Source organism: Rhodophyticola porphyridii (genome assembly GCF_003688285.1).
GTDB classification, from domain to species: domain Bacteria; phylum Pseudomonadota; class Alphaproteobacteria; order Rhodobacterales; family Rhodobacteraceae; genus Rhodophyticola; species Rhodophyticola porphyridii.
This window is the reverse complement of the sequence record NZ_RCNT01000013.1, coordinates 15,921-36,748: the sequence shown is the minus strand read 5'-3', so window position 1 is coordinate 36,748 and position 20,828 is coordinate 15,921. Positions and strand designations below refer to the sequence as shown.

At 62.9% G+C, this 20,828-nt stretch carries 17 protein-coding genes; 6 read left to right on the top strand and 11 right to left on the bottom strand.

The window, feature by feature from the left end:
* The first annotated feature begins 102 nt into the window (after positions 1 to 102).
* Positions 103 to 990: a helix-turn-helix domain-containing protein gene (locus tag D9R08_RS18335; RefSeq protein ID WP_121899580.1), complete on the top strand. Its 888-nt coding sequence runs from the start codon at positions 103 to 105 to the stop codon at positions 988 to 990.
* Positions 991 to 1,010: 20 nt separating this feature from the next.
* On the opposite strand, the gene D9R08_RS18330 is transcribed toward D9R08_RS18335, so the two are convergent.
* Complete coding sequence (locus tag D9R08_RS18330) at positions 1,011 to 1,766, bottom strand: IclR family transcriptional regulator (RefSeq protein WP_121899579.1); 756 nt, start codon at positions 1,764 to 1,766, stop codon at positions 1,011 to 1,013.
* Between the two features lie 291 nt (positions 1,767 to 2,057).
* Between D9R08_RS18330 and D9R08_RS18325 the strand changes: the two genes are divergently transcribed.
* The 4 genes from D9R08_RS18325 (at position 2,058) to D9R08_RS18310 (ending at position 6,743) form a co-directional block, all read left to right on the top strand.
* Positions 2,058 to 3,773 carry a thiamine pyrophosphate-requiring protein gene (locus D9R08_RS18325; protein WP_233557578.1) on the top strand — a complete coding sequence of 572 codons (1,716 nt, stop codon included), beginning with the start codon at positions 2,058 to 2,060 and terminating at the stop codon, positions 3,771 to 3,773.
* Positions 3,774 to 3,878: 105 nt separating this feature from the next.
* Complete coding sequence (locus D9R08_RS18320; RefSeq protein ID WP_158599048.1) at positions 3,879 to 4,895, top strand: TRAP transporter substrate-binding protein; 1,017 nt, start codon at positions 3,879 to 3,881, stop codon at positions 4,893 to 4,895.
* A 4-nt stretch (positions 4,896 to 4,899) separates the two neighbouring features.
* Positions 4,900 to 5,409 (top strand): TRAP transporter small permease, encoded by a 510-nt coding sequence (locus D9R08_RS18315; protein WP_121899576.1) that lies wholly within the window; start codon positions 4,900 to 4,902, stop codon positions 5,407 to 5,409.
* 26 nt (positions 5,410 to 5,435) lie between these two features.
* A complete protein-coding gene (locus D9R08_RS18310) occupies positions 5,436 to 6,743 on the top strand; it encodes a TRAP transporter large permease (RefSeq protein WP_121899575.1) in 1,308 nt (435 codons plus the stop codon).
* A gap of 252 nt (positions 6,744 to 6,995) precedes the next feature.
* Here the strand turns inward: D9R08_RS18310 and D9R08_RS18305 are convergent, their stop codons facing one another.
* The 10 genes from D9R08_RS18305 to D9R08_RS18260 are packed head-to-tail and all read right to left on the bottom strand — an operon-like array spanning position 6,996 to position 19,892.
* Complete coding sequence (locus D9R08_RS18305) at positions 6,996 to 8,258, bottom strand: metal-dependent hydrolase family protein (RefSeq protein ID WP_121899574.1); 1,263 nt, start codon at positions 8,256 to 8,258, stop codon at positions 6,996 to 6,998.
* Entirely contained in the window at positions 8,255 to 9,646 is a 1,392-nt protein-coding gene (locus D9R08_RS18300; protein ID WP_121899573.1) for a M20/M25/M40 family metallo-hydrolase, read from the bottom strand. The genes D9R08_RS18305 and D9R08_RS18300 overlap by 4 nt, the downstream gene beginning before the upstream one ends.
* Positions 9,643 to 11,700: a hydantoinase/oxoprolinase family protein gene (locus D9R08_RS18295; protein ID WP_121899572.1), complete on the bottom strand. Its 2,058-nt coding sequence runs from the start codon at positions 11,698 to 11,700 to the stop codon at positions 9,643 to 9,645. The genes D9R08_RS18300 and D9R08_RS18295 overlap by 4 nt, the downstream gene beginning before the upstream one ends.
* Complete coding sequence (locus D9R08_RS18290; protein ID WP_121899571.1) at positions 11,690 to 13,504, bottom strand: hydantoinase B/oxoprolinase family protein; 1,815 nt, start codon at positions 13,502 to 13,504, stop codon at positions 11,690 to 11,692. Before D9R08_RS18290 ends, D9R08_RS18295 begins: the two co-directional genes overlap by 11 nt.
* Before the next feature lie 3 nt (positions 13,505 to 13,507).
* Positions 13,508 to 14,509 carry an ABC transporter ATP-binding protein gene (locus tag D9R08_RS18285; RefSeq protein ID WP_121899570.1) on the bottom strand — a complete coding sequence of 334 codons (1,002 nt, stop codon included), beginning with the start codon at positions 14,507 to 14,509 and terminating at the stop codon, positions 13,508 to 13,510.
* Complete coding sequence (locus D9R08_RS18280) at positions 14,506 to 15,507, bottom strand: ABC transporter ATP-binding protein (protein WP_233557576.1); 1,002 nt, start codon at positions 15,505 to 15,507, stop codon at positions 14,506 to 14,508. The genes D9R08_RS18285 and D9R08_RS18280 overlap by 4 nt, the downstream gene beginning before the upstream one ends.
* An 11-nt stretch (positions 15,508 to 15,518) precedes the next feature.
* Positions 15,519 to 16,433 carry an ABC transporter permease gene (locus tag D9R08_RS18275; RefSeq protein WP_121899568.1) on the bottom strand — a complete coding sequence of 305 codons (915 nt, stop codon included), beginning with the start codon at positions 16,431 to 16,433 and terminating at the stop codon, positions 15,519 to 15,521.
* On the bottom strand, positions 16,426 to 17,403 hold the full coding sequence (locus tag D9R08_RS18270) for an ABC transporter permease (protein ID WP_233557574.1): 978 nt from the start codon (positions 17,401 to 17,403) through the stop codon (positions 16,426 to 16,428). The genes D9R08_RS18275 and D9R08_RS18270 overlap by 8 nt, the downstream gene beginning before the upstream one ends.
* Positions 17,404 to 17,437: 34 nt before the next feature.
* A complete protein-coding gene (locus tag D9R08_RS18265) occupies positions 17,438 to 19,087 on the bottom strand; it encodes an ABC transporter substrate-binding protein (RefSeq protein WP_121899567.1) in 1,650 nt (549 codons plus the stop codon).
* A 49-nt stretch (positions 19,088 to 19,136) separates the two neighbouring features.
* Positions 19,137 to 19,892, bottom strand: coding sequence for an aspartate/glutamate racemase family protein (locus D9R08_RS18260; RefSeq protein ID WP_147450729.1), 756 nt, complete (start codon positions 19,890 to 19,892; stop codon positions 19,137 to 19,139).
* Positions 19,893 to 20,001: 109 nt separating this feature from the next.
* Between D9R08_RS18260 and D9R08_RS18255 the strand changes: the two genes are divergently transcribed.
* A complete protein-coding gene (locus D9R08_RS18255; protein WP_121899565.1) occupies positions 20,002 to 20,775 on the top strand; it encodes an IclR family transcriptional regulator in 774 nt (257 codons plus the stop codon).
* Positions 20,776 to 20,828: the final 53 nt, after the last annotated feature.

Genomic DNA, 20,828 nt, shown 5'->3' with positions numbered 1-20,828 from the left:
GTGTTTTTCCGGGCTGCCCAGAGCGGGCGGCGCGGTGTGGTTAAAATGATAGCTTGCAGGAGCTGGGCCGATAATAGACGATTTGAGTATTAAATTGCACTTTTGAGGTGTTCTCGGGAGGCGAAAATCGGCGAGGTTCCAACGATTCAGGCGGACCGTATCCGCAGCGCGCTGACGGCAACGGAGTTCGCCCTGCGCGGGCGGCGGTGCGGCCTGTTCGTGCTCGACGCAGGGTCGGTCCGGCTGATCGAGGGCGCGCGGGAGACAAAGGTGGACGCGCCGTGCCTCGTCTGGCTGCCGGCGGGCAACCCGGCGCGCCTGAAGCTCTCGGCCGGGACGCCAGGGTTTTCACTGCGTCTTACGGAAACGGTGATCGGCCGCGCAATGCCGGCGGGAGGCCTTTCGGGGCATATCCGCTCGACCATCGGAGGCAGGGTACTGGCCTTCAACACTGCCGGGACGCGTAGCTTCGACCGGCTGCGGAGCCTCTTTGACGAGATCGAGGCAGAACTGTCCGGCGCGCCCCCGGGGTCGGACATGGCCGTTCAGACACTGGTGTCGCTGGCGCTGATCCATATCTGGCGGGCGGCGGCCCCCAAAATCGAACGATCGGTCGCCTTGCCCAGCCGGATCGTGCAGGACTTTCTGGGACTCGTGGAGCTTCACCTCACCCAGCACTGGACGGTTGGCCAGTATGCGGAAGCGCTCGGCATTTCGCGCGATCGGTTGAATACCGTCGTCCGCCGGGCCATCGGGCGCAGCCCGCATTCCCACATCCAGGCGCGCCTGATGGACGAGACGAAGACGCTGCTTCTGCAATCCGACCTGCCGATGGCACAGATTGCCTACAGATTGGGGTTCAACGATGCGGCCTATTTCAATCGTTTCTTCCAAAGGCACGAGGACGTACCGCCCGGAAAGTATCGCAGGCTGCAAAGACCCACAGGCGGTGACGATGACAGGCGCGCGTCATACGCCGCCTGGCCCTAGGCTCGGTCGCAACCTGTGCTTCATTGGCCGCTTTGATCCTGGATCTCTTCCGCCGCGCGCCTCAATCGCTCGATTGCGCGCGCCACGAACTGATCGTCAAACCGGCTCAGCAAACCGAAAAGAGAGAGCGTGAGGATGATCTCACCCGTTTTGCCTTTCACGGGGATCGAGACCGCGCCCAGATCCACCTCGTTTTCACCCTTGTTGATCGCAAATCCCTGGCTGCGGATCTGGTCCAACTCCTGCTCAAGCACATCAAGATCCTGTATCGTCCTGTCGGTCAGGGCGACCAGCCGATATGCTCCGAGGCGTGCCAGACGCTCCTTCCGGGTCAGCGACGAAAGCCATAGCTTCCCCTGCGCCGTCGAATGGAGCGGCAAGATGGTGCCGACCTTGATGGCGATGTTGAACGGGCGGTTCGGCGTGGCCACGGCCATGCAAACCGGGCCGCCGCGGGACAAGCGGCTTGCCATGACGGACTCGTTCAACTCCTGGCTGGCGCTTTCGATAACCGGCTTGACGACATTCGACAGCGGGTTCGTAAGCTGCTCTAGGCTGCCCAGTTCGGCAGCGCGCGGTCCGAGGCAATAGCTGCCGCGTTTGTAACTCGCCAAAGCCCCGACCATCACAAGGGTCGACAGGAACCGGTGCGCGGTGGCCGGGTTCATCCCCAGTTCATGAACGACGATCTGGGAGGTGATCTCGGGCCGGTCGGCACGAACAAGGCTCAGGATATCGAAACTCTTGAGAACCGATTCATTGGGTTTTGTGGGCACGTCTGATCCTTGATGCTCCGTTCGGTGTCAGGCCATCGGCGGGACCGCCTTTAAGGCACCCGTCCGCCCATCAAGACATATCACATGCAGGCTCTATGGAAAGCCATATCTCACTATGTGAGATTAAATTCTCAGAATCCCGATTGACCCGTCGACATTCAAGCATATGGTGAGGCATCCAAGTCAAAGAGTGAGATGGGGGGGCAGTCACAATATGGGGGCGTCACAGGTCATCGACAACGCCAATGCGGAAGCTGCAGGGCACGCAAGACCCCTGCCGATATCACGCCAGTGACCGAGCGGACCGAGGTTGCCGCAGGCGGCGCACTCTTCAGCAAGCTCAAGACGCTCGGTGTCGATTATGTGTTCGCGAACTCCGGCACCGACTTCCCGCCGATCATCGAAGGCCTGATCGACGCGACCCGGAAGGGTATCGACCTTCCCACGCCGGTCACCTGCCCCCATGAGCATGCCGCCCTTGGCATGGCACATGGATACTACCTTATGTCGGGGCAGATGCAGGCGGTTCTCCTTCACACCAATGTCGGTCTCTCGAACGGCGCGACCGGGGCGATTAATGCCGCCTGCGATCAGATCCCCGTTCTGATGATGTCGGGCCGGACGCCTGTCATGGAGAAGGACCGGTTTGGCGCCCGCACCGTGCCCATTGGTTGGGGGCAGGAAATGTATGACCAGACCGCGCTGGTGCGGGAAGTGTCGAAATGGGAGTACGAGTTGCGGTTCCCCGAGCAACTCCCCGAGCTTCTTGACCGGGCCGCCGCCATCGCGAACTCGACGCCCAGGGGACCTGTCTATCTCAGCCTTCCGCGGGAGGTGCTGTGCGAACCGATTCCGACGGAGCAGGCCGGCGCTCCGGCGAGGATGCAACCGGCCGAAGTGGCGCCGAACGTGGCTGCGCTGGCCCAGGCGGCAAAACTCTTGCGGGCGGCTGAGCATCCGCTGATCATCAGCCAGCGCGGTGTCGGCTCGGACGCAGCGTTTGAGGCCTTTGCCGGTTTCGTCGACAGTTGGGCGTTTCCGGTCTGCCAGTACTGGGCGAACCAGCTGTCCCTCGCCAACCAGCATCCGATGAGCATCGGGCAGGATCCGACAGAGCTGTTGGCCGAGGCGGATGTCGTCCTCGTGATCAATGCGCTGGCACCATGGTGGCCAGACGGCACGACCCTGCGCGATGACGCCACGGTGATTCAGCTGGGGCCCGATCCATTGTTTTCCCGCACGCCCGTTCGCAACTTTCCTGCCGATATCTGCCTTGCGGGAGAAACGTCGGACGCGCTGGTCGCACTGATTGAAGAAATGGGCACGCCCCCCGCCGCGTCAGAGGCAATCGCCCGCAGGCATCGGCATATGTCCGCGCGGTCCAAAGCACGTTGCACGACGATGATTGAACGCGCGAAATCCGGCTCCGGCGCACCTATGACGAAAGAGTGGGTCAGCCATTGTGTTGGTCAGGCGATAAAGGGCCGCAAGGCGACAGTCTTTCACGAACTGGGCGCCCCGATGGAACCGCTCGATCTTGAGCACCACAAAAGCTATTTTCAGGAGCCATACTCCGGCGGGCTGGGCTGGGGCTTGCCTGCGGCGCTCGGCGCGCAACTCGCCGATTCAGACCGGCTCGTTTTCGCGACCATGGGCGATGGCAGCTACATGTTCGCCAATCCCACCGCCTGCCACCAGATCGCGGAGGCCCTGGCCCTTCCGATTATCACGCTGGTGCTCAACAACGAAGAGTGGGCGGCCGTCCGGCACTCCGCCGAGGGGCTCTACAAGGATGGGCTGGCGCCGAAGGCGAATGAAGTCCCGCTCACATCTCTCCGGCCCAGCCCGGATTTCACGAAAACGGCCGAGGCCAGCCGTGCCTATACCGAAACGGTCCTGACCGGCGACGCACTGCCCGCAGCGCTGGAACGCGCGATCGACGTCGCGACGCGGGACAGGCGGCAAGTTTTGCTGAACATCGCCATCCAGCGGACCGGTGCGGCCTGATCAGAACAAAGGAACGACGACCAAACCGTAAAATCTCGCCGGACAGAAAAAGAAGACATGCGGTGCCGACGACACGGAAACTCACCAAGGGAGGAAACCACGATGATGACCACACAGAAGATAGCAGCAGGCGGGGCGGTCGCGCTTGCAATTGCCGCAGCACCCGCCGGTGCGACGGAACTCCGCTTCGCAAACTGGCTCCCCGCCCAGCACGTACTGAACACCACGGTGTTTCCCGCATGGATCGACTCGCTCGTCGAAGCATCGGGCGGCGAAATCGAGGTCGCGGTTTTCCCCGCGCGCCAGCTTGGCGCGGCCGGCGACCATTACGACATGGCGGCAAACGGCATCGCCGACATTGCCTTCATCAACACCGGCTATCAGCCCGGCCGTTTCCCGATGGTCGGCGTGGCCGAGCTGCCCTTTCTCATCGACGACCCCGTCACCGCAGAAACCGAGGCCTTTGACGGCTGGTACCGCGAATATGCGGAAGAGGAGATGTCGGAGGTCAAGTTTTGCCTGACCTTCAATGGCGGTCTCTACGCGCTGCATTCCGTTGAACCGGTCGTGAGCATCGGGGACATAGACGGTATGCGCATCCGGCTGCCGAACCGCACGCTTGCGAACTACTTCGGCGCGATGGGCGCGACCAACATTCAGATCTCGGCGCCTGAGTCCCGCGAGGCGCTGGAGCGCGGCGTAGCCGATGCGATCCTGTTTCCATGGGCCAGCCTTTTCCCGTTCGGAATCAACGATGTCGTTCAGAACCACCTCGATATCGATATGGCCTTCAACAACTTTGCCTTCGTGATGAACCAGGCGACCTATGACGGCCTTTCCGATCGGGCGAAGGCCGCCGTGGACAGCCATTGCACGAGCGAATGGGCCGCGCGTATTTCCTCGGGCTGGCTCGCCGTGGAAGCGGACGGCCGGCAACGCCTCATAGATGATGGCCACACCATCAACGTACCGAGTGCCGAGCAGCTTCAGGCCTTTCAGGACGCGGTTGAGCCGGTACGTAACGAGTGGCTCGCGGCAGCCGAAGACGCCGGATATGATGGCCAGGCCGCCTATGACGCCCTGATCGAAGCCTTTGCCCAGACGCCCGCGAACGGGAACTGAAGCAATGTCTCGCGCCTTTCAGCGCATTGTCGCCGCGGTGGAAAACACCGCGGCGGCAGCCCTTCTTGTGGTGACGGTGCTGTCATTTTCGGCCGTGGTCGCCCGGTATGTCTTCAACACCGGAATTCCCGATGCATTCGACGGCGCGCGCTACCTTCTTGGCGTCGTGATCTTCTGGGGCCTCGCAAGTACGTGCTATCGGGGCGATCACATCACGATGGATGCCGTATGGGCGCTGTCGCCCAAGCGCCTTCGATGGGTGATCGACGTGCTCTCCAACGCGATTGTCATCCTCGGGCTCGCCTTTCTTCTGTGGAAGTTCACCGAGAAGGTAGTCGATACCTGGACCGCAAATCACGGCACGATCGACCTCGACTTGCCGGTGGCCGGTTTCTACGCCTTCGCGTGGTTCGGGCTCGTGGCCGCGCAGGTTTTCGGTGTTGTCCGGCTGGTGCGGATCCTTCGCGGACGCGGTGACCCTCCTTCCCAAATCCCGGTGCAGACCGCCGACTGACCCGACATTCCAAATGGATGCCAGACATGGATCGTGACCTCATTGCCGCCTTGGGTTTCGGCCTTCTCTTCACCCTGATGCTTCTCCGCGTGCCGGTCGGCTTCGCCATGGGCATCTCCGGTGTCGTAGGCTTCGCCGCGGTCACGGGGTTCAACTGGGACGTGGCACTGAACCTGTTGTCCTCGTCACCGATCTCCACGGCAACGAAGCACAGTCTGGCGCTGATCCCCATGTTCATCTTGATGGGAGCCTTCGCGACCGCTTCGGGTATGAGCCGGGAGCTTTTCGGATTTGCAAGCGCATGGCTCGGCCATCGCAGGGGCGGGGTCGGAATGGCGACAATCGGGGCCTGCGCGGGCTTTGCCGCGATTTGCGGCTCTTCCGTCGCCACGGCGGCCACCTTCTCCAAGGTCGCCTTTCCGGAAATGCGCCGCCTGGGGTATTCCGAACGCCTTTCCTCCGGCGTCATCGCGGCAGGTGGCACCCTCGGCATCATCATCCCGCCCTCCGTCCCGCTTGCGCTCTACGGCATCCTCACGGAACAGAATGTAGGCGAGCTGTTCATTGCCGCGATCATTCCCGGCCTTCTTGCCGCGTTGATGTACATTCTGACAATCCGGGTGATTGCCGGGTTCTCCGGCTCCGAGATGAAAAGCGTGGAGAAGGCGGCCTGGAGCGTCCGTTTTGCGGCCCTGCGCGGCATCTGGGCGATCCTACTGCTGTTCATCTTCATTTTCGGAGGTATTTACGGCGGCATCTTCACCGCCACCGAGGCGGCCGCCATGGGGGCCATGGGCGCCCTGATCATCGCCCTGGCGCGTCGCCGCATGAGCTGGGCGAATTTCTGGGAGGCGCTGCGCGAAACGGTTCGGACGACGGCCGCGATCTTCACGATCCTGATCGGCGCCCTGATCTTCGGCTACTTCCTTGCGATCACTCAAGTGCCTCAAAACCTGACCAACTCGATCATCGACATGGGGCTCAACCGATACGTCGTGCTCGGGATCCTTCTGGCCTTCTTTCTACTTCTCGGTTGTGTGCTCGATCCGATCGCGATGATCCTTCTGACCGTACCCATCGTGTTTCCGTTGATCCTGGAGTTGGGCTTCGACCCGATCTGGTTCGGGATCATCATGGTGATGACGGTCGAGCTGGGCCTGATCACACCGCCGGTGGGTATGAATGTTTTCGTGATCAAAAGCGTGCTGCGGACCGTGGGGCTGACGACGATCTTCATAGGCGTCGCGCCATTCGTTCTCAGCGACCTGATCCGCCTTGGTATCCTTGTCGCCTTCCCCGATCTGGTGACCTATCTGCCAAGCCAGATGGAGTGACGGCTGCCGCGCGTTCTGAGTGAGAGCTGCGCTTGTGCCGATCGTCCGCGCAGGTTGCATCCGGGAAACGAAACCCCGCTATCCGAGATGCCAAGCCGCCGCCGGATCGTCGCCTGCTCGGACCGGGCATTACGCACACGCTGAGGTTTCAGATCTGCGCGGGCAAGACAAGATTGGATAGCGGGGCAGATGCAAAGCAAGAACCGCCGAAATGCGCTGGACACGCGACGCCCCGTGCCCCCACCCATGGCGTCAGACGCGACGATCCCTGCGGATCTTGCCATCGATCATCACCAATCGAACGGTCTTGGCGGATGAGACGAAGACCGACAAGTCGCTCAACGGGTCGCCATCGACAAGGATCAGATCCGCAAGCGCGCCGGCTGCGATCCGGCCCAGCTCGCCCGCGCGCTGAACGATCTCTGCATTGATCGACGTCGCCGAACGCAGGACATCCACGGGCCGCTGCACCTGTCCGCGCAAAAGCAACTCCCGGCCCTGGGTTTGAAGAAAAACATCGCCGTGCAGGTCGCAACCCAAGCCAAGCTTGACCCCGGCGCTCACGCAGGCCTCGATGGCGTCCAGCGTGCGTTTGTTGACCTCCCGCACCTTTTCGGTCGCGGATTTCGGAAGCCCGAGCGCTTCGGCATTTTCGGCAATCAACTCACCCGCGGAGAGCGTGGGCACAACATATGCACCGGCCTCAGCGATCAAAGCGGCCGTCTCAGGCTCAATCAGGCTGCCATGCTCGATGGTCCGCACGCCCAGTTCGACGCACCGCCGCGCGCCGGCATCGGTATGGCAATGGGCCATGACATAGGATCCGCGCCGCGCCGCCTCCTCGACCGCAACCAGAATTTCGGCATCGGTGAAATGAGGCATTTCCAGCGGCGCAAGCTCTGTCGAGACACCGCCCGACAGGAAGATCTTTATCTGCGTCGCGCCTTGTCTGAACCGCTGGCGCACGGCTTTGCGCATCTCATGGGGTCCATCAACGGCCTCGCAGATGACGCCCGCATACTCCCCGCATCCGCACAGATCCGGTTCACCGCGCCGGCGCATGTCACCGTGCCCTCCGGTTTGCGTCAGGGCCTTGCCGGGGTAGAAAAACCGCGGTCCGTCGATCAAACCGGCATCGAGCGCCTGGGCAAGACCGACATCGCCACCGCCTGCGTCCCGGATCGTGGTATAGCCACGGTCGACGGCCCCCGTTAGCAGCCGCGCGGCATGGGCGGCGAGCAACGCGGGATGCATGCGGTCGGTGCCATAAAAGTCGTAGCTTGGTGTGTTGGCGTGGTAATGCGCGTCGATGAGGCCCGGCATGAGAAACAGGCCGCCGCAATCAATCCGGTGTGCCGGACCGGTATGGCGCGCATCCGCGCCAGCCTCGCGGATGCGAGCCCCTTCGACCACGATGGAGGCATTCTCCAACGCCTCATCGGACACACCGTCCCAGAGCCTGGCGTTGTGAAAGACGGTGACGCCTGTCTCCGCCGGATCGCGGCGCGCGTTCATATCGACATTCTGCCCAACCTGTCGAGCAACGCGGCGCCGGTGCGGATGCCGTCATGAAAGAGAGAGATCTCAAGGTTTTCATTCGGGGCGTGATTGGCCTCGTCCGCGTTTGCATAGGGTGTGACGAAGGCGGGAAGCCCCAGCGTCTTGGTAAAGGCGTAATCCGGCAGGCTGCCGCCAATGCTCGGGTAAAGATAAGGCTCGACCCCGCGCGCGGTCCGCACGGCATCGACAATCGCCGACGCGAACCTATTGTCGAGCGATGTGCGCGACGGCAACATGCCGCTGCCGCTCATGACCACCTCAACCTCGCCCTCGGGCGCGTGTTTTTCGACATGGGCACGGACGCAGGCCACCGCCTGTTCCGGCGTCATGTCCGGAACAAGGCGGATGTCGCATTTCGCAATCGCCTCTGCAGGAAGCACCGTTTTCGTGCCTGGGCCGCCATAGCCGCCGTGAATGCCGTTGATCGTCAGAGTCGGGTGGAACATCAACCGGTCATGGAACGGTCGGTCGGCAGGCGCATCCAGACGGCCAAGCCCCATGGACTCGAGATATGCGGGCACGTCGACCGGCAGGGAGTCCGCAGCGGCCCGTTCGGCATTGGTAGGCGGGCGCACCGGATCGTGCAGGCCCTCTATCGTGATCCGCCCCTCCGCATCCTTCATGGTGCCCAAGAGGTGAACAAGCGTCCACAATGCATTGGGCATCGTGCCGCCATGATTGCCGGAATGAGCGTCCGTCCGACCGGTTTTGACGACCAGTTCAAATCCGGCCATGCCACGCACACCAAAGGTCACGATCGGTCGGCCCGAGGGGTGCAGCGGGCCATCGGCGGTCACCACCAGATCGGCTTTCAGACGGTCCGCATGGGCACCGACGAATTCCGCAATCCGGGGGGAGCCGATTTCCTCTTCTCCCTCCAGCAGGAAGATCACGTTGCAGGGCAAGGTCCCGGTGACCTTCAGATGGGCCTCCAGCGCCAGAAGCTGCGCAAAATGCTGGCCCTTGTTGTCTCCGATCCCGCGCGCATAGATGCGCCCGTCACGGATCGTCGGCTCGAATGGTGGAGTGATCCACGCCTCCAGCGGATCTGGCGGCTGCACATCGTAATGGCCGTAAAGCAGGACGGTCGGTTTGCCGGGCGCCTCACACCGATGACCCAGAACCATCGGATGCCCCGATGTCGGAACGGCCTCGGCTTCAAAACCGAGCCCGCTCAGGTGCTCGACCAGCATCGCCGCAACTTCGCGAATGCCGATATCATGGGCGCTGATCGATGGGTGTTTGACGTAGTCTATAACGCGCCGCAGATGGTCATCGCGGTTCGCCTCGATATAGTCGAAGACCGCAGCCAGCGTGTCGGGGATTTCAGTATCTTCGGTCATGTGTCGGCCTTGGTTAACAGAAGCGCGCCCGAGGTTTGCACCGTGCCGGTCCAGCCGGGCGTGATCAGGGTTGTGGTGTCAAGTTGGCTTACGATTGCGGGGCCTTCAATGATTGCGCCGGCCTTCATGGTGGATCGGTCGAAAAGCGGGACAGTCTGCCGGCCCGATGGCAAGGCTATGGGCACGTGATCCACCGGCACCGGCGGATCGCCCGGGGCAAGCACGGCCGGGGCAAGCGCCTGCATGGTGGCGCGGGCTTCGACCCGCAGCGTCACAAGCTCGATCGGTGCGCTCAGCTCGAACCCGTAAAGGGCCCGGTGGGCGGCCACGAAGCCCGCCTCCAACGCCTCGACCGTGTCGGCCCACGGGACGGCCAGTTCATTGCCCTGACCGGCATAGCGCAAGAGGGCGACACGACTGGTTTGCCGGTCGGCCTCCGCCACATCCTCCGCATCGAACCACACGGCCGCATCTGCTTCAAGCTCTGCGCAAAGCCGTTCGGCCTCCGCCATATCGGCGACTCCGGCGCGGGGCCGGGCGCGGCTGAACTCGGACTTGAGATCCGCCGCCATCAGCCCGTCGGCGCATAGAATGCCGGGCGCGGGCACGATCAGCACACGGCGTGTACCAATCAGATCGGCAAGCGCACAACCGTGGAGCGGGCCGGCGCCGCCGAAGGGAAGAAGCGTGAAATCCCGCGGATCAAAGCCACGCTCGACCGACACGACGCGCAGGGCGCCGACCATCTTGTTGTCGGCAATGGCGAGAATGCCGCGCGCCGCGTCTTCCACGGCGATGCCAAGCGGTCGGGCGACGCCGTCTTCCAACGCGCGGCGCGCCGCCACCACGTCGAGCGCCATGTCCCCGCCAAGCAGGCGCGCGGGCAGGTGCCCCAACACCACATGCGCATCGGTCACGGTCGCCTCGGTCCCACCCCGGCCATAAGCCGCGGGCCCCGGCGTGGCCCCGGCGCTTTCCGGTCCGACCGTCAGCACACCATCGGCCACACGGGCGATGGACCCCCCGCCCGCGCCGATTGTCACCATATCGACCATGGGCAAGGGCAAGGGCCAATCTCCAACCTGCCCTTGTTGCGTCAGTCCGATCTTGCCACCCGAAACGAGGCAGATATCCGCACTTGTGCCGCCGATATCGACTGTCAGGATGTCATTGATCCCAGATGCTGCCGCAACGGATCTTGCACCCACGACACCTGCAGCGGGTCCAGACAGCGCCGTCAGAGCGGGGGCGGACCGGATCTTGTCTGCGCCCGCGACACCGCCATTCGACTGCATCAGAAGGAGCGGGGCGGGAACCCCCTCGGCGGTGAGCTTGTCTTCGATTCGCCCTACGTATTTCGTGACGCCGGGCATCACGATGGCGTTCAGCACCGATGCCAATGTCCGCTCATACTCCCGCACCACGGGCAGCACATCCGAGGATGCCGTGACCGCAATGCCCGGCAGGGCGGCCCGCAGGATCTCGGCGGTACGACGCTCGTGTTCGGGGTTGGCGAAAGCATGTAGCAGACAGATGGCCACCGCATCGACGCACATCTCGCGAAGCGACTCAGCGGCGGCTGCAACGCTGTCTTCGTCCAGCGGCTGAGTGACGACGCCGCCGGGCAGGACACGCTCAGCCACCTCCACAATCCGCGAGGCCGGCACGGGGCGCTCGGGCTTGATCCAGTTGTAGAGATTGGCCGCGCGGGGGATGTCCTGTCGCCCGATCCCGAGCACGTGGCGGAACCCGCGGGTCGTCACGAGGGCCGCCCGTGCGCCCTTGCCTTCAAGGATCATGTTGGTCGCGACGGTGGTTCCATGCAGAACCTGACGCAGGTCACCGGGCACAGCGCCCGCAGCGCGCAGGGCCAGACGCAGCCCGGTCAGAAACGCCTCCGACGGGTCATCGGGACGGGAAGGCGTCTTGGCCCGCCAGACCTGCCCCGTCGCGATATCTGCAAGCGCAACATCTGTAAACGTGCCGCCAATATCCACTGCAAGCGTCAGCGCAGGCCCCGCCCCGCGCGCGGAATCCGCACCATCAAAGGACATCGAGATACTCCTTGCGGTGAAAAGGTTTGACCACGGGCCGCGCGGTTCTCAGCCGCGCAGTTTCGGCCTCGTCGACCTGTCGCCCGGTGACGGCGACCCCGTATTCGCGTGCTGCGGCCTCGTTGCTGACAAGCCCGGCAAGCACATCCTCCAAAACCTTCGCAGCCGGTCGGTCAAAGGGGTGTCCGTAGCCCCCGCCGCCACCGGTTTCTATGCGCACCACATCGCCCTTCTTCAGCATCGTGCCATCCGACAGAGGCGGCAGAACCCTTTCATCGGCCATGCCCGGGTTGATCACGATGCGCCCGGGCGCGCCCGACTTCCCGCCATTGATCCCCCAGGGTGGGTTTTCAACGCCATCGATGCGAATGCCCAGCATCGCGTGATCGGCGAGGATTTCGTACTCCCGCAGTATTCCCGTTCCGCCGCGAAACGCGCCGGGGCCACCGCTGTCCATCACCATGCCATAGGTTCTGAAGGACACGGGGTAGCCAAGCTCTGTGAACTCGATCGGATAGTTTTCCTGCGCCACGAAATAGACGGCGTCCATACCGTCGGCAAAGGCGCGCGCGCCATAGCCGACGCCGATGCCATCGGCCAGAAGAAACGGGGTCGCGGTCCCGTCCTCCGCGGTATAGCTGCCCCGAATGAGCGCCACGACATAAGCCGCCTGTGCCGCCGGCGCCTGTCCGCCGGCCGCGTTGACCAGCCCATTCAGCGTCGCCAGCACCCGCATCATCGTCAGGCCACGCATTCCAAGCGGCGCCGGCCAGTTCGGTTTCACCAGCGAGCCTTCGCGCAGACGCACCTCGTCCAGCGCGAGGGGTCCCCCTGCGTTACAGACCTGCCCGGGTTCTCCGCCCAGATAGAACAATCCCAAAGCCATGCCCGGGATGGAGCGGTTCATCAGAAGGTTGACCGGTCCGGGCGCCTGATCGTCGGTCTCGGTAGCGTCGAAGATGAACCGGTCGGCCCCGTCCGGGCCCTTCTCACGGATGATGGCGAAGCGCAGATGAAACGGCCCGTTGCCATGGCCGTCGCTATCGATGGCATCGGTGAAGCGATGCGTGCCGTAATCGAAGGTTTCCGCCAGCTTGCGCCTGACTAGGCGCCGCGTCCGGTCGAGAAGCTGGGCAAGGGCATCTTCAAGAACCGCAGCCCCGAAACGGTCCGACGCCTCCGTCATACGCTGCGCACCAAGCCGCACACTGGCCATCAATGCGCTCATATCGCCCTCGCTTTGCGCGGGGAAACGGGAGTTTCGGTGAAAGATGGCAAGCGCGGCGTCGTTCACGGCACCGGCCTCGATCAGCTTGGTCGGCGGGATAATGATCCCCTCCTGCCAGATCTCGGTCGCATCGGGGCTGATCGAGCCGGGCCGCATGCCGCCGATATCCGCAAAATGCGCCCAACTCATCACGAAGGCCACGCGCCGGCCGTTGTGGAACACGGGCGCCAGCAGCACCTGATCGTTGGAATGGCTCACCGCGCCATAGGAGCCATAGCAATCATTGTACCAATACAGGTCCCCGTCCTGCATTGCTTCAATCGGAAAATGCTCGAATACCGGCGTGGTGATGTCGCCAAAGATCGGCACCATCGAGCCCACGGCCATCACGCCATTGCGATCGAAAATCGCGGTGTAGAAGTCCTTCTTCTCGCGGATGAAAGCCGAGATCGCAGTGCGTTCGATCAATGCCTCCATTTCGCTTTGCGCAGCCTGGATGGCGCCCTGAATGATCTCGAGCGTGATCGGATCACAGATCGGGTCGGCGGAGGTGTTCATGTCGGCGGCATAGGTCATGGGTCACGTCTTCGGTTCATGAAGGTGGCAGTGAACGATCCGGTTCTGGACATGCGTCGGGCCGGGTGCCTCAACCGCGCAACGGTCGAAGGCGCGCGGACAACGGTCGCGAAATGTACAGCCCGAGGGCGGGTTGCGCGGATCGGGGGCACCGCGTCCGATGGGCAGCGGCGCGTGGCTTTGATCCGGGTGGGGCACGGGCACGGCCGCGACCAGCGCCTGTGTATAGGGGTGCAGCGGGTTGGCGACGATATCCTCCGTCGGGCCGTCTTCGACGATCCGACCCAGATACATCACGATGGTGCGTTCGCAGACATACCTCACCAGCGCCAGATCGTGACTGATATAGATCGCCGTGATCCCCTGTTGCGCCCGCACGTCCCGAAACACATTCAACACGCCGGCGCGGACCGATACGTCGAGCATCGATACGGGTTCGTCCGCGACGACGAACTCCGGCTCAAGGATCAGGGCGCGGGCCATCACGATTCGCTGAAGTTGACCGCCTGACAGTTGGTGCGGATAGCGGTCCATGAACTGCCCCGCGTCGCCAAGCTTGACCAGCGCCATGGCGCGCAGGATCCTTTCCTCGTGCTCGGCTCTGGGAATGCGCGCATTCTCAAGCGGTTCTGCCAGAACATCGCGGATCGTGAAACGCGGGTTCAATGCCTCGAACGGGTTCTGAAAGATAAGCTGGACCCGGCTGCGAAACCGTTTCAGAGCATCCCCTGTCAGCCCGCTGACATCTTCGCCATCGAACTCCACACGGCCCCCGGTCGCCTTGTCCAGCCGCACAAGCATCCGCCCGGTCGAGGTCTTTCCGCAGCCGCTTTCACCCAGCAGGCCCACGCTTTCGCCCCGGCGCAACTCGAAGGTGACGCCGTCGACAGCCTTGACCACGGTGGCGCGGCCTTGCAGTTGCGCCACCACGCCGCCAACGGGAAAATGCAGCTCCGCTGCGTCAAGCCGGACGAGCGGGGGACCCTGGTCGTGTCCGTCCTTCATGCCGGAGCCTCCCAGGTCTCGGATACCACTGCCCGTGCCCTCAGGGTTTCCGCCTCGGGGATACGGTGGCAGGCGGCCAGATGGTCGCCGTCATAGACGTCAAGACCGGGCACATCCGTGCGGCACCTGGCCTCCGCAAACGGACAACGCGGCGCGAACCGGCAGCCGGGCGGCGGGCTGGCCAGATCGGGGGGTGCGCCTTCGATCGGCGTCAGCTCTCCGGCGGCGCTGGCCAGATCGGGAAAGGCGTTGCGCAGCCCCATCGTGTAGGGATGCGCAGGGGCCGTCAGCGTCGCGGCCATCGGCCCGGTTTCGACCACGCGGCCCGCATACATCACCACCACACGGTCGCAAACATAGGCCACGACCGAGATGTCATGGGTCACAAGGATGACGGAAATCCCCAGACGTTCTTTCAACTCGCGCAGCTGGTCGAGGATCTGACGCTGTACGATGACGTCAAGCGCCGTCACGGGTTCATCCGCGATGATCAGTTTCGGGTCCAGCGCCAATGCCAGCGCAATGGCCACGCGCTGACGCATCCCGCCGGAGAACTGGTGCGGATAATCGCCAAGCCGGTTGGTCTCGATCCCAACCCATTCAAACAGTTCCTCGGCGCGCGTGCGCGCGGCGGTGCGCCCCAACCCGCCGCGGCGGATCAATACCTCCGCCAGTTGCGTACCGACCGTGTAGACCGGATCGAGCGAGTTCATCGCCGATTGCGGAATGAACGCGATCTCGCGCCAGCGCAGGCCGTTCATCGCCCGTTCCGACAGGGCCATGATATCGCGCCCGTCAAAAATCGCCTCGCCGCCGGCAATCCGCGCGTTGCCCGCGAGCACCCGTGTGAGGGAGCGCGCCAGCGTGGTCTTGCCGCAGCCGCTTTCGCCGACAAGGCCCACGATGCTGCCGGGCTGAACATCAAAGCTCGCCCCTTCGACGGCAATCGTGTCCTGGTCGCCCACCCGGTACGCGATGCTGAGGTCTTTGAGGGTCAAGAGCGGCTGTGTCATCGGTCAAGCTTCGGAAAGAGGATCTGCTCGTATCCGCGGGAGATGAAGAACCCCGCCGAAACGATCAGGATGATCAGAAAGCCCGGAGGCACGAACCAGTAATAGGACCCTTTGGAGAGCGCCTGCGAGGCGAAAGCATCCTGGAGCATGTAGCCCCAGCTGATGGAATCCGGATCGCCGAACCCAAGAAAGCTGATCGACGCCTCGGTCAGGATCGCCCAGCCGATGGCGATGGAGCCATAGAGGAAGGACAGCGGCAAGACGTTTGGCGCGATGTGGCGCAGGATGATCTTCAGGTCGGAGGAGCCTGCCACGCGCGCGGCCTCCACATACGCCCGGTTGCGCAGGGTCAGCGTCTGGCTTCGGATCACCCGGCCCGTATCGCGCCACAAGACCAGCGCCATGGCGATCACGACGTTCCAGATAGACGGTTCGAGAAACGCAGCAAGCACGATGACGAAGGGCAGGAACGGAATGCCGAACGCCACATCCGCCAGGCGCATCAGCACCGTGTCCGCCCACCCCCCGAAATAGCCCGCAACGATGCCCACGACCGACCCGATGAGCGCCACCACGAAGGCTGCGGTGAGCCCGATCAGAAGGGCGGAACGGGCACCCCAGACGATTTGCGAGAAGATATCCCTGCCGAGAGTCGTCGTCCCCAGAATGTACCCGTCCGTACCCGGTGTCAGATCAGCCGCCAGGGCGAATTCGGACGTGAAAAGGATCTCGTTGGGGTCGTGGGGCGCGATAAGGGGCGCAAAGACCGCCATGAGAATGAAGAACACGTATATGCACAGACCGATAACCGCGAGCGGATCGTGCAGCGGCAGGCGGATCGAACCAAACCTGCGGCGCAGGCGTGCAAACAGGCCAGACGGTCGGTGCTTAGAGGTCACGCTCTCACTCATGGGTCACCCGTGGATCAAGCGCCGCATAAAGAAGGTCCGCAACGAGGTTCATCAGGATCACGACAACCGCGATCATCAGAAACGCGCCCTGCGCCAGCGGGTAATCCGCTGTCGAGACGGCGCGCACCAGTTCACGCCCAAGCCCGGGCCAGGAGAACACCGTTTCCACCACCACATTGCCCTGGATCTGGTAGCCGACAGCGATGGCGAAGGATGTCATGACGGGCAGCAGCGCGTTACGGGCCGCGTGGCGGATCACGACCGAGAAGGTCGAAAGGCCCTTGATCCGCGCCATGGTGACGAAATCCTCCCGCATGACATCCATCATGTTCGATCGCATGAGCAACAGCGGAAGTCCCTGACTGTAGATAGCCAAGGTCATGACCGGCAAGGTCATGTGCCACCAGAAATCGGCAGAGCTGTAGAGCGCCCAGAGGGAATCGTATTCCGCGCCCGGCGGCCTTGTCCCGCCCGCGGGGAACCATCCCATGCCGAAACTGAACACCGCCAGCAAGAGCATGCCAAGCCAGAACTCTGGCATCGCGCGCGTGGTCAGAACCAAGGGCACACATATCTGCTCGACGACCGAGCCGCGCTTCCAGGCCAGATACGCGCCGGCAAGAACGCCGAATACATATGCCAGGATCAGGGAGCTGAACGTCAGGATCAGCGTGTTCGGCAAAAGCGCCAGAACCCGTTCGGCGACAGGTTGGCGATAGAAGAAGCTCTCCCCCAGATCGCCCTGGAGGAGATTGCCCAGATAGATCAGATACTGTCGCCAGAGCGGCTGATCGAGGCCGAAGCGGGCCATCAGTTCGGCCTGCTGCTCGGGTGTGAAATTCGGGTCGATATAGGCCGCGAGCGGGCTGCCCGGCATCAACCGGAACATAAAAAACAGAATGGTGATCACCGCCAACAGGACGAACGCTGTTTGCAGCAAGCGCGCGCCGATAACGGTGATCGCCTTCACTCTGCCAGTCCCTTCTGCTCTGGTTCAGTCAGGCTCATTCGCCCAACGTCTCGGACACGCCTTCGGGGTAGTGCAGCCGGCCGTCGACCACCATGTAGCCGGCATCTTCCAGCATCTGCTGGGCCAACTCGATACCGGCCTCCATGCCCTCGACCGTGGCTTCATTGTGCCAGAAGCCAAGCGCCGGAGAGACGACCGAATTCGACGGTACGGCGAACCCGCGGAACGCGGCACCCACGATGAGCCTGCGATCGACCGAAGCCGACAACGCGCGGCGGAAAGCTGGGTCGTTGAACGGCGGCCGACGGTGGTTGAAGGCGACATAGCGGAAGCCGATATCGACGGTCGAGACCGCGGTCAGGTTGGGATCTTCATCCGCTGCCGCCACCACGACGGTCGGATCGCCGGGGAAGTCCGACAGGAAGTTGATCTCGCCCGAGCGGAGCATCCCAAGCGCCGCCTCGACATTTGGCACGATCCGCAGGATCCAGCGATCCGCTTTCGGGGCGGCCCAATGCTCGGCATTGGCTTCCAGCACGACCTCCTCGTTCAGGGTCCAGCTTCCGAAACGGTAGGGCCCGGAGCCGATCGGCACCTCTTCCTGAAACGACTCGGCGTTTGTGTCGAGGGTCAGCTGTTCGGCGATCACCGGCTCCCAGATATGCATCGGGATCAGGTTGATCTTCGACAGGCTCGCGGTGAGGAACGGTGCCGACGGCTCGGTCAGGGAGAAGGTGATGTCCATGCCGTCGATGGTGATATCGGCAATGCTCCCGACGAAGGGGCCATACATGGGCGCTTCGCCCGATCCGGCAGCTTCGAACGAGAATGCCACGTCTTCGGGCGTCACCGGCATGCCGTCATGCCACGTCATCCCCTCGCGGAGCGTGACCCTGATTGTTGTGTCGTCGATCCACTCGTAGCTTTCGGCCGCCCAGGGTTGCGGCAGGCCATCGGGCCCGATCCGCATCAGACGATCATACACAAGCTCCGTGATCCAGCTGTCCGTACCCCCGGAGATATAGAGCGGGTTGATCGCGGTAACGTTGTCAGACGAGTTAAGGATGATGTCGGTGACATCGCCCAGCGGCTCCATCTGGAGATAGCTCCAGGTATTGCGGATGCCGATGCCGGACTGGTCCACCACGGTGTCGGGGTTCCAGACAGAGGTATTGAACGCGTAGGTCGATTGCGGGTGCGCAAGCATCATGTTGGGCTGATCTTCAGCGAGCATCGCCTGTGCCGCCCGGACAATCTCGCGCCGCTCGTCGGGGTCGAGCGTCACGCGCTGCTGTTCGACCAGCGCGTCGTATTCCGGGTTGTTGTAACCGATGAAGTTGAAGCCCTGCTCCGCCGTCGTGGAATGGAACAGGTTGTAGACGATCTCGTCAGGGTCGGACCGCTCGGGGCGGCCGACCATTTGCCAGGCTGTCGTGTCCCAGTCATCACGGCTGAACCAGATCGCCTGGATCATCTGCTCCCAGGGCATCACTTCGACATTCACATCAAGACCGAGCCTGCGCCACTCCTGGGCAATCAGCTGGGTAAACTGGAACTCGGCAGGCTGCGCAGCCTGCGGTCGTGTGACGAGGTTGATGGTTCGGATCTCATCGGCCATCACGGGCGACAGCACGGTGGCCGACAGCATGGCGGCAAAGGCAGATGTTCTTAAGGGCAGTGTCATTGTGGTTCTCCTGTTGGCGTCCGGCGGACGACGTTGGATGTGCGCGGGTTCAAGCGACGCGCATGTCAGAGGCGGTTTTGCCCGCCTTCATCTTTGCAGGCGTGGGCCATGCTTTTTTCGAATGGGCCAATCCCATGGAAACCAGCATTTCTGCATGTTTCACCGCGGCCCGCCCCGCATTGACGACCGGCACGCCAACCTCGGCGGCGATCTCATCGCCCATATCGAGGAAGGACATTGTCATGCAGCCGAACAGAAGGGCGTCGGCGCGGTCCTGTTCGACACAAGCGCGGGCCACGTCGATCAGCCGCGCCTTGGTCACTTCGGGATCGGCCATGAGTTCCAGAACGGGGATATCGGTCGGACGGACCGACGCAAGTTTCGCACGGACCCCGGCATGGACGGCAAGCATTTCCTGCCCGGCGATCAGGCTTTCAAAAATCGTCAGGACACTGAACTTGTGCCCGAGCGCCGCGGCCAGAAGCATGGCGCTTTCGCATGGGCCGACAACCGGCATCGTGACCAGCTCACGGGCCGCCTCCAGCCCCGGGTCACCGAAACAGCCGATGATGGCGGCATCAAAACCCTTCTTCTCGCATTCCATGATCAGATCGAGGGTCGGCGGGATCGCGAGCATCTCCTCGTAAGCGGATTCGATCGAGGCCGGGCCGGACGGCACATCGATCACCGACACCTCTGTACCATCGAACGCCCAGCCATTCATCAGCGCCTCCCGGCGCTGCATCTCCGTTCGCCCCATCGGACCTTTCGACATCGGCCCCGGTACAACATATGCAATTTTCATCGCCATCCCCTGAAAGAACAGTGTTTCACTAAGCAAAACATTGTTTTAAAGTCAGTATGCTGCAAATTTATTGCAAAGCAAGCCTCACGTAAAAAGAGTAGGGCCGAAAATGTCTGAACCCCGCGACTACACCATAGCTGCCGTCGACCGCGCCCTGCGTGTGCTGGAAGCTTTGGCGAGCCATCCGAGACAAGGCGTGACGGAACTTGCCTCCCGCCTGGGAATGACCAAAACCATCGTCTTTCGGCTGCTTTCGACCCTTGAGGCACGGGGCTTCGTGTTTCGGGATGGTGACAAAGCCGTCTATTCTCTGGGCTATCGGATAGGTGTTCTTGGCGAGCAGGCCGGAGCGCAGAACACCCTGATGACGGCCGCCCGCCCGGTGATGGAGCGCTTGCGCGATGACACGACGGAGAACATCAACCTGATTCTGCGGGATGGGCACCAATCCCTTGTTCTAGCGACGCTCGCCGGCCATCACGCCATGCGAATCTTCGCCAATCCGGGGCGATACGGGCCGCTGCACGCCGGGGGAGGATCCATGCTGCTGCTCGCATTTGCTCCGGAAGACGTCCGGGAAGCGGTCCTGGCAGAACCGCTGGAGCGCTTCACCTCCAACACCGCAACAGACCCCGATGACCTTCGCGCGCGGCTGGATATGATCCGCGCCGATGGCTTCCACATTGCCATCAACGATCTCGACGATGGGGCGTTTTCCATCGCGGCGCCGATCCGAAGCGCCTCCGGGGACGTCATCGCGTCCTTGTCCGTTGCGGGCGCGATGGCGCGGTACGATGAAACCCGCCGCCGCCGCTATCTCGCGCTTATAGAAGAAGCCGCTGCCGAAATCAGTGGCAAGCTCGGTCTCACAGGCGCCAGCTGATCCGAATCGACCCCGCGCTTGTCGAATCGCTGCGCGGGTGTCACGCTTCATTT